Annotated in this window: 8 protein-coding genes; 1 reads left to right on the top strand and 7 read right to left on the bottom strand. The window is 66.1% G+C overall.

From position 1 onward, the window contains the following. From C2L80_RS05875 to C2L80_RS05850, 6 genes are all read right to left on the bottom strand, one after another. Window positions 1–544 (bottom strand): diacylglycerol/polyprenol kinase family protein (locus tag C2L80_RS05875; RefSeq protein WP_420820261.1); only part of this gene is annotated, 544 nt, incomplete at its 3' end. Further along, entirely contained in the window at window positions 541–1,422 is an 882-nt protein-coding gene (locus C2L80_RS05870; RefSeq protein ID WP_103262839.1) for a phytoene/squalene synthase family protein, read from the bottom strand. The genes C2L80_RS05870 and C2L80_RS05875, both read right to left, overlap by 4 nt. Beyond that, entirely contained in the window at window positions 1,419–2,936 is a 1,518-nt protein-coding gene (locus C2L80_RS05865; RefSeq protein WP_087194212.1) for a phytoene desaturase family protein, read from the bottom strand. The genes C2L80_RS05870 and C2L80_RS05865 overlap by 4 nt, the downstream gene beginning before the upstream one ends. Window positions 2,937–3,191: 255 nt before the next feature. Beyond that, a complete protein-coding gene (locus C2L80_RS05860; protein WP_087194211.1) occupies window positions 3,192–3,626 on the bottom strand; it encodes an RrF2 family transcriptional regulator in 435 nt (144 codons plus the stop codon). A 746-nt stretch (window positions 3,627–4,372) separates the two neighbouring features. Further along, window positions 4,373–5,578 (bottom strand): response regulator transcription factor, encoded by a 1,206-nt coding sequence (locus C2L80_RS05855; RefSeq protein ID WP_103262838.1) that lies wholly within the window; start codon window positions 5,576–5,578, stop codon window positions 4,373–4,375. Beyond that, window positions 5,578–5,838, bottom strand: coding sequence for a hypothetical protein (locus tag C2L80_RS05850; protein WP_103262837.1), 261 nt, complete (start codon window positions 5,836–5,838; stop codon window positions 5,578–5,580). Before C2L80_RS05850 ends, C2L80_RS05855 begins: the two co-directional genes overlap by 1 nt. Before the next feature lie 184 nt (window positions 5,839–6,022). On the opposite strand from C2L80_RS05850, the gene C2L80_RS05845 reads away from it, so the two are divergent. Then, entirely contained in the window at window positions 6,023–7,768 is a 1,746-nt protein-coding gene (locus C2L80_RS05845) for an FAD-dependent oxidoreductase (RefSeq protein ID WP_103262836.1), read from the top strand. 70 nt (window positions 7,769–7,838) lie between these two features. Here the strand turns inward: C2L80_RS05845 and C2L80_RS05840 are convergent, their stop codons facing one another. Continuing rightward, window positions 7,839–9,104: an ABC transporter permease gene (locus C2L80_RS05840; protein ID WP_103262835.1), complete on the bottom strand. Its 1,266-nt coding sequence runs from the start codon at window positions 9,102–9,104 to the stop codon at window positions 7,839–7,841. Between the last annotated feature and the right edge of the window lie 231 nt (window positions 9,105–9,335).

Raw genomic sequence — 9,335 nt, 5'->3', positions numbered from 1 at the left:
CGCCCGCCCCTACCGGCGGTGCGGCTACCAGCACGAACGCGCACGAGAGAAAGCTCGCGACGAACATCGCCGCGCTGCCCGCGACGGTTTTGCCGCCGCCCGCGATGGCGATCCGCCGCCGACCGAAGCGTCGTCCCGCCACGGCCGCGAGGCCGTCCCCGAAGCTCATGCAGAACACGCCGAGCGCGCCCACGTATGGTTCGCCGACGCCGAACGCGCAGAACGCGAGCACGGCAAGGGAAGCCGCGTAGTACACGGTGCCCGGCGTGTCCTCGCCCTCTTCTCGCGCCATGAACGAAAGGCGCCGCGTGCGGTACGCGATGCCGTTCACGACGACGAACGCCGCCGGCAGCGCAGCGGCCCACAGCGCCGAGCCGACGAGCAGCGACGCGATGACCCACCAGCCTCCCAGCCCGATGTGGACGACCTTGCGCGCCGTCTCGGCCGATGCGCCCGCTCTCGAGAGCAGCCACGCCGCCGCGAGCACGACCAGCACGTACGCTCCCGACAGCGCAACCCCCACAGCATCTCCCACCAGGCTCACCGCCCCTCGGAAAGCGCGTTCGCTGCGGCCGCCACGAGCCGGCGCGCCGAGCGCTCCGGCACCGAGCAGCGCCTCGTCAGGCACGCGTAGCCCGAGGCGCGCACCTCGTCCATGATGGCCCGGTACAGCACGAGCGAAGAAAGCGTGGGAAGGCGGCTGTCCTCGTCCAGCTCGAACACGTCGCGCTCCATCGGACGGTACAGCTCCTCGGAGCGCCGCGCGACGACCTCCCACGCACGGCGAAACGAATCGTCGACGCGGTGCGCGCGAAGCCCGTCGAGCGTGCAACCCGCCTCTTTGAGCACCGATACGGGCAGGTACACGCGCCCGCGCTCGAGATCCTCGCCCACGTCGCGCAGAACGTTCGTGAGCTGCATGGCCACGCCGAGCGCCACGCCGCTCTCGCGCAGACGCCCGCCCGTCGGCGCGGACGCGCGCAGAAGCGGCAGCAGCATGAGCCCCACCGAACCCGCCACATAATAGGCGTACTCCTCCAGCTCCTCCATGGTGGCCGGCTGGCGGAACGCCAGATCGCGCCGTTGCCCCTCGATCATGTCGTAGAAAGGGCCCTCGTCGATGTCGAACGCCAGGAACACGGCCTCCATCACGCGCCACAAAGGCGTGTCGGCGACCTCGCCCGCGCAGAATCGGTCGAGCTCGCCGCGCAGAGCGTCGAGAGAAGCCTCGTCCGCTTCGCGGTCAGCGCAGTCGTCGGCAACGCGGCAAAACGCGTAGAGCGCGTACACGCCCTGCCGCTTCTGCTTCGGAAGCCCCGAGAACGCCCGGTGGAAGCTGCTCGAATTGCGCGCGATCACCGACTCGCACCAAGCGAAGTCCCCCTCCCGCTCGGCAAAGAGCGCGTCGACCACCGCGCTCATCGGCCGCCCTCCGCCCCGGCCGCGCGTCCGTCGTCGCGCAGAAGCTCCTCGACGGCGAGCTTCGCGCTCAGAAGCACGATGGGCACGCCCGCGCCAGGATGCACGCTGCTGCCGCAGAAGTACAGGTTGTCGCACGCGGACGCCTTGTTGTGAGGACGCCAGTAGTTGCTCTGGAACAGGGTGGGACGCAAGCCGAACGTCGCGCCGTTGCACGCGTTGAACCGCTCGGCGAAGTCGAGCGGGGTGAATGCGCGTTCGAACACGATATGGTCGCGCACGTCGCCGTAAGCCGTCTCGCGCTCCACGAGGTCGAGCACCAGATCGCGTCGAGCGGCAACCTCGGCAGGCCCCCAGGCGGGCCCGTTCGCCGACAACGGCGGCACCGGAACGAGCACGTAAAGCGTCTGGCAGCCCTCAGGCGCGAGCGATGCGTCGAGGGAGCAGGGCGCGTAGCAGTAAAACGAGGGGTCGTCGGGAAAGCGCTCGTCGTCGAAAAGGTCGGCCACATTGCGCTCGAAGTCGGGCGCGAAGCGGATAGAATGCACCGCATCGGTCTCGTAGCGCTTGTCGAGGCCCAGATAGAGCACGAAGCACGAGCACGAGTAGGACATCGAGTCGATCTTGGCGTCGGTGTACTTCCCGCGCGCCCGGGCATCGCCCACGAGGCGCTTCATCGCGTAGGGAAAATCGGCGTCGCACACCACGTAGTCGGCCCGGTCGAGCCTCCCGCCCGCCTCCACGCCGCGCGCGCCGCCGAACTCGATCGCGATGCGATCCACCGGAGTCGAAAGGTGCAGCTCGCCACCCTGTTCGAGGAACAGGCGCTCGAGGCCCTGAGCCATCGCGTACATGCCGCCCTTCATGAACCACACGCCGTACAGAAGCTCGATCATCGGGATGATCATGTACAGCGACGGCCCTTCGTAGGGGGAGATGCCGATGTAGAGCGTCTGAAACGCGAGCGCCTTGCGCAGCCGGTCGTCCTTCACGTATTTGGACACCGACGAGTACGCGTCCCCGAGCGTGTGCAGCCGAGCGCCCGCCACGAGGCTCTTCGGATTGTAGAAATCGAGCGGGCCGCGAAACGACCTCTCGAGGAAGTTGTCCTTCGCGATGAGGTAGCGTTTGTAGAGCAGCGCGAGGTAGGTAAAGTAGCCCTGCGCGTCGCGCTCGCTCACGGCCTCGACCGCCTCGGTGACGGACGAGAGGTCGTTCGACAGGCGCAGCCGCTCGTTCGGACCGAACGAGACGTCCATGAGCGGCTCGACCTTCTCCATGGGAATGTAATCGTCGGCGTCGCGCCCGCACGCTTCGAACGCCTCGCGGTACAACGCGGGCATCATCACGATGGTGGGACCGACGTCGAAGGTGAACCCGTCCCCGCGGATACGGCTCATCTTCCCGCCAACCTGCGGCTCCTTTTCGTAGAGGGCGACCTCGTAGCCGGCGTGCTGCAACCGTACGGCCGCCGCGAGGCCGCCGATGCCGGCCCCGATGACGATTACCCGTTTCATGCGACTCCTTCGATGCGTGCGCGATACGCGTTTCCGTCATTGTAGGAGCGGAAGCCGCGCCATCCCGACCGGGGGGCGCATCATAAGACGAGCCGTAGCGCCCGCGTTGCGAACGCGTCAGAATCGCAAAGAGGGCGCATCGCTTCGCGCCCGCCCGCCAAGCACCCGAAGGCCGAGCGCGCGACGCGGCAAGAAAGCCGAAGAAGGGGCGAAATCGAGAGGGGAAGCCGCCTCCGGCCGGTCAAGGCGAGGGCGTCAATCGAGGCAGGTGCTTGCGGAAGCGCCGGGGAAAGCGAGGTCGGCGAGGGTCGCACCGTCCACATAGCGCTCGATCGCCTCGCCCAAGCCCTCCCAAAACCGGACGGTGGCGCACGAGCTCTCCCGCGGGCACATCGCGCCCTCCTCGAGGGCACGACACGCCACCGGCGCAGTCGTGCCCTCCACAGCGCGCAAGACATCGCCAACCTTCACGGTCGAGGGGTCGTTCACAAGCGCGTAACCTCCCCCCTTCCCGCGCACGCTGCGCAAAAGCCCCGCCTGCACGAGCGGACGGGCGAGCTGTTCAAGGTACTTGAGGGAAATGCCTTCGTGCTCCGACACCTCGCGCAACGCCACCCTGCCCCTCGATTCGAGCTGAGCAATCCGCACCATGAGCCTCAGCGCATAGCGCCCTTTCGTCGACACGAGCATCGTCGCCATTCCTCTCTCGCGCACGTTTCCAACACTAGGTCGCAGGCGGGCGAGCGCCCCGACCCGCATGGCCCTCCGCGCCCGATCCGCATCGCACCGCGCAAGGCGAGATGCAGCGCGAACATCCATGCGCTCCGCAGCCGCCCGAGCCCCTCGACCGCCAAGGCCGTCCGAATCCCAGAGCCCAGCCCATCGAACCCCGCACCCTCGAAACCGAACGAGCGCTTCGGTCGAAGCAGCCGCATCGACGCTCACTCGCACGGCCTTGGCCGCACGAAGCCGGATGTCTCGGCAGCCTCGGCCCTCCGAAGGCGGCGGGGCCTGTGCAGGCGGGCGCTATCCTTCCCGGCGCCATGTGATCGAAGGAGGCAAGGGGTCCCGCCTCCACAGTCGCCGCCCCGTAAGACAACGCCCTTCCGAACGCGCCTCGGGAGGCCGCCCCTCCGCAGCCATCGCCGCCTCTGCCGCCGAAATCCGCACGCGACCGACCCCTGGGAATCCATTCCCCTTTAATTCTAGCAAAAACCTAGGATTACATTGGAACATCCTCACGCGAAATCCTTCGCGCATCCCTTCCGGCTCCGGGGAAGGGCGCACGAACGCGCCGGGCGGCAACCGGACCTCGCACGCCCCTTCTCCGGCGCACCGGAGCGGCGAGCAGCTCAGACCCTCGCGATTCGCGCCCGACCAGCAGCCCGCCCGACAGCGCCCGGCGTCACCGGCAGCCCGCCCGACAGCGGCCGACGTCACCGGCTGCCCGCCCCGTCTTCCGAGACCTCCGCGCCGTGTCCGACGGATCCCGCCGACCCCTGTCCGTAAACGCGATCCAGCAGCTCGCCCTTAGTGTGGATTCCGAGTTTCGCGTACGCATGCTTCATATGGGTTTTCGCCGTCTCCCTCGATATGAACAGCTCGTCGGCCGCCTGCGGCACCGTCCTGCCCTGCGCCACAAGCGCCACGACCTCCTCCTCCCTTCGCCTCAAACCGAACGCGCGGGCGAGCAGCGCGCAGCGCGCCACCTGCGAGTTGAGCGCGTCTTGCGAGCAGGTGCCGACCGGCTCCTCGCGCGACAGCCTCCAACTTCGGATGAAGTTGTATTCGTTCAGGAAGGTCATAGAAGACACCACGATCAACAGCATCGAGATCGAATAGAGCGCCTCCACCTTCATCCAGTCGAACAGCCCCTCCCCCACCGCGAAGACAAGCCACGCCCCGACAAGCTGGCTGGGCAAAAGCGCGCAGCGGAGGAAGCCGTACGCCCATGCGGAAGGCACCCCGTGACAGCGGCAGTTCTCGTTGAGAACCATGACGGAAAGGAGGAGAAACCCGAGCACGCCCGCGTTCACGAACGCGCACGACACGATCTGCGCCTGCTGCGAGAGCAAAGGGCCAAGGAGCAGCCCTCCGGCCATGAGCGGGAGCGACACTTGGTAGAGCATCCTCACATCGAAGCGATCGGCCAGCGCGAAGCACCCGACCAGAAACACAAGCGACACGCACGCGCACCCCAACGCCAGCGACAGCGAAGAGGTGCGCTCGTCCGCGAACGGGAAGGTCGCGAAGCACCCGGCGAACTCGGCCGCCGCCATCATGATCATGGGCCTGACGGGAACGACGAGCTTCTCGCGGGCAAGGGGAGGCGTCTCGCGAACGGAAGCCCCGAGGGGAGACTTCCGCCCGAACGCCCGTCGAGCGATCAACGCGACGCCCATCAGAACGGGCAAGACGCTTGCGGCGAGAGCGAACGGCCCAACCGGAAGCGACGACAACGCCGCCGAAAGGCCCGCCACCCCGAGAAGGGTGAGGGAGAGCGCTTTGCCGACGCTGCGTATCCCCAAACCCGAGAGGCACTCCATCGCAACTATGAAGAGCACCGACATGCTCGCCCCGATGCACGCGCACGCCAACAAGCGAACAACCTCCCGCACAAGCGGATCGAGCGTCAGCAGCATCAGGCCCGTCTTTGCGGCAGTCCCCGCCGTCGCAAGCGATGCCCCGCACGCCACCACCCCCACGCGATGGGCGTACGCCCCCCCCCGAACCGCGAGCGCAGCGCCATGCCTATCGCCACCGCGAAGGAAACGCCCACCATCGCAGCGCACTCTCGGAAATCGAACTCGAGGGCCGTCGTATAACGCAGGCAGAAGAACCACGTCCAGAACAACGTCTGCACGAAAGCCGCCCCGCCGATCATCTTAGCGCGATCCTGCATGCCCCTCCCTTCGGAGAAGAAGGGTACCATCGTCGACCCATGTGGCAAAGGGGTAAAAAACTCCCCCTCCGTTCGCGCGAATCACCCTCGGTTGCCACTTTCCCCAAGGATGCCGCCGCCCTATGCTCAAACGGGCCTTCGACGAATCGGAGCGCCCGTCGAACGAAGGAGAAAGGGAACCACCATGGCAAAAAAGCCGCTTTCACGACGACAATTCCTAGCGGGCGCGGCCTGCGCGGGCGCCCTCGGAGCCCTGGGGACGACCTCCCTTGCAGGATGCGCGCCGCAGCAATCCAAGAAAGGCGCCGAGGATCAAGCGTCGGAACAAACCTACGACGTGATGACGGCGAAACCGAGCTTCCTGGAAAAGCCGCCGGTGCCGCAGAGCGTCAAGGAGGAGTACGATTGCGACGTGCTGGTCATCGGAACGGGCACGGCTGGAAACCCGGCCGTTCGAGCGGCGGCGGAGGCGGGCGCGAAGGTCATCGGCATCGACAAGGGGACAGACGTGGGCTTCGTTCCCTCCACCCAGGATTTCGGCGTGGTCGGTTCAGCGCTCCAAAAGCAGCTCGGCATCGAATGGGCGCCGAAGAACGAGGTGGTCATGCAGCTCATGAAGGACATGTGCTACCGACCGAACCCGCGACTGCTCAACATGTGGTACGAACGCTCTGGCGAGGCGTTCGACTGGGCCGTCGAAGGCGCCGATTTCCAACTGCTCGAATCCTCCATCGCAGAACCAACGCAGGAGAACTTCATCCGCCCGAAAATGTTTCCCGCCCTCGACGGATACGACCACCGCAGCGAATACTATCCTTATTTCCATGGCACGCTCATGACCCTTCCGAGCGCGCAATGGCTTCTTGAGAACTGCGTCCGCAAAGCGCAGGAGGCGGGCGCCGAGTTCAAATACGAACTGTTCGGCGAGCAGCTCATAACCGACGACGCCGGAGCGGTCGTGGGCGCCTACGCCCGCGACAAGAACGGCGACTACTACAGGTTCAACTGCAAGTCGGTCATTCTGTGCTGCGGGGATTTCGGAGGCAGCGAGGAGATGATGCGGCATTTCGTGCCCCACGCAGCGCAGTTCAACTGCTCTTACACACGCATAGACTGCGAAGGGAACCAGGCCAACACCGGCGACGGGCACCGCATGGCAATGTGGGCGGGAGCGGCCATGGAGCTTGGCCCCTACGCCCCGATGACCCATCATATGGGCGGACCGCTCGGTGTCGATGCGTTCTTGCAGCTCAACCTCGAAGGCGACCGCTTCATGAACGAAGACATACCCGGCCAGAACATCGCCGACCAGCTCTCCCGCCAACCCGGGGGCGTGTCCTGGCAGATCATCGACGACAACTGGCGCGACCAGCTGGAGGTTCAGGGCACCGGCCACGGCTACGTGAACCACTACCTCACCGACGAGGAGGCTGCGCAGATGCCCTGGGTCATGGAGTCGGTGTTCCTCGGCTACGTCACCGACGACGTGTTCCTCAACGGTGACAGCGAGTTCCGCAAAACGGGGGTCACCTGCCAAGCCGACACCATCGAGGAGCTGGCTGAGAAGATGGAGCTTCCCGTCGACAAGGTCAAGGCGTCCGTGGAGCGGTACAACGAATTGTGCGACAAAGGGGTCGACGAGGATTTCGGCAAGGATGCGCGCCGCATGTTCCCCGTGGTGAAGCCGCCGTTTTACGGCGTGAAGTTCGACCAGGCGGGCATGCTCGTATGCTGCGGCGGCATCAAGTGCGATCTTGACATGCACGCGCTCAACGAGAACGACGAGGTCGTCCCCGGCCTGTATGTAGCGGGGAACACCGGCGGCGGGCGATTCCTGGTCGAATACCCGGTAACCGTCGCCGGCATCAGCCTGGGATCGGCTCTCACGTTTGGCAAGCTTGCCGGCGAGAACGCCGCAAAGGGCGTCTAGCCCCGCTTTCCGAGCACCCCTCCTTCTCGGCCGGGCGCCCTGCCAGGGTGCCCGGCCGCACGCTCCGCCCTCACACCACCTGATGCCGCCGGAAAGCGAGGGCGGCGATAGGCACGCATGCGACCAGGACGAGTGCGTACAGGCATGCAAGCGCGCCTATCAGGTCTACGACGAACGGCCCCACCTGGTACGAAACGAGCATCGCGAAAAGCGTCTGGACGTTGAGCGCGTTGACGGGGAACAGGCACAGCGCGTGCAGGAGCGCTCCATTGCCACCCGCAGGGATCAACCCCGTCAAAAAGACGAGCGCCGCGCAGGCGGCGAAGACGGCCACTTGGGAGCGCAGCTTCGACGAGAGCAGAAGCGTGAGACCAGCGAAGCCGAGCGCCATGAGAAAGCCCAGACCCAAGGTCAGAAACGTCGCCTCTGCCATCGTGAGGCCGTAGGGCATGTCAAGCGACATCACCTGAACCGGCAGGCCTGCGCCCTCGGCCCCGAAGAACGCGAGCGCAACGCCCACGATGACGAGCACCGCTAACGCATAGTAGACGGTCGCGAACAGAAGCGATGCGACGACCTTCGCCGCCACGAGCTTCGAGCGACCGTAACGCGACGAGAGCAGCACGGCGTCGGTGCGATCCTGGTACTCGCCCGAGAAGACGGGCGTCAGCACCACGCAGATGGCGACGAGGGGAAACACGAGGAAGCCCGCGCAATCGAGCACGTCGATCCAACCACCGGCGTAACCGTACGACAAAGGCTCGGACACCGCGTCCTCCTTCGCCGTCCAGTACGCGCGCTCGGCGTCGGAATACTCCCACGCTCCCCCCATGCCGTCGTCGAGCGCGCGCTGCAGCTCGTCGGCGACGGCTTCGTAGAATCCCTCGGCCGTCGCATCGTCCACCTGCGCCGCCGTTTGGCACGGCTCCTGCCCGGGTGCCTTCCACGGCGAAAGCAGGTAGGCGTAGTACGGATCGTAGATGGTCTCGATCTCCTCCGTATCGTACGCCTCGACCATGAGCTCGTACGCCGCTGAATCGCTCAAGCCCTCCACTTCGGCGGGGTCGACCTTCGAGAACGAAAGCTGCCGGTAGGCGGCAATCTCGTCCCGCACGCGCTCGACCGTCAGCACGCCTTCGTGCGCGTCGTCCTGCGCTTTGCGCTCGGCGATGGCCGCAGTGCCGCCCAGAACCTCCCCGAGACTCGATTCCGTTTTTGTCTGCACGACGTTGAGCGCCATGATGCCGCAGAGCAGCATCAGGATGCCCGCGCTCACCACTTGGGACGTGCGCCGCGCAAGCAGCTTCTTGAACTCGAACTTCATCAGATCAAACATGGTGCATTCCCTCTCCCGCCAGTTGAATGGAAATCAGAGTGAAGCGTCGAGGTACCCGGGATCGCCCCGTTTCGCGCCCGAGCGCGCTTCGCGCGCGCCGAACAAGCCGGCGGCTTGCCCTGCGCCGCGCTACGCGCCCGAGCGCGCGCTTTGCGCAACTTCGCCACGACGAAGCAAGAAAGGAGCGAGACCGAATGCAACGACCCTTCACAGCGCCAGCATGCTCCGCTG

This window comes from Rubneribacter badeniensis, assembly GCF_002899695.1.
Lineage (GTDB): Bacteria > Actinomycetota > Coriobacteriia > Coriobacteriales > Eggerthellaceae > Rubneribacter > Rubneribacter badeniensis.
The sequence above is the reverse complement of the archived record's forward strand: the minus strand, read 5'-3'. Positions and strand labels throughout refer to the sequence as shown.

What these genes read in the sequence shown, in the direction of transcription:
- C2L80_RS05870 (WP_103262839.1), bottom strand. Translation starts at nt 1,422, where the DNA reads ATGAGCGCGGTGGTCGACGCGCTCTTTGCCGAGCGGGAGGGGGACTTC.
- C2L80_RS05865 (WP_087194212.1), bottom strand. Translation starts at nt 2,936, where the DNA reads ATGAAACGGGTAATCGTCATCGGGGCCGGCATCGGCGGCCTCGCGGCG.
- C2L80_RS05860 (WP_087194211.1), bottom strand. Translation starts at nt 3,626, where the DNA reads ATGCTCGTGTCGACGAAAGGGCGCTATGCGCTGAGGCTCATGGTGCGG.
- C2L80_RS05855 (WP_103262838.1), bottom strand. Translation starts at nt 5,578, where the DNA reads ATGCTGCTGACGCTCGATCCGCTTGTGCGGGAGGTTGTTCGCTTGTTG.
- C2L80_RS05850 (WP_103262837.1), bottom strand. Translation starts at nt 5,838, where the DNA reads ATGCAGGATCGCGCTAAGATGATCGGCGGGGCGGCTTTCGTGCAGACG.
- C2L80_RS05845 (WP_103262836.1), top strand. Translation starts at nt 6,023, where the DNA reads ATGGCAAAAAAGCCGCTTTCACGACGACAATTCCTAGCGGGCGCGGCC.
- C2L80_RS05840 (WP_103262835.1), bottom strand. Translation starts at nt 9,104, where the DNA reads ATGTTTGATCTGATGAAGTTCGAGTTCAAGAAGCTGCTTGCGCGGCGC.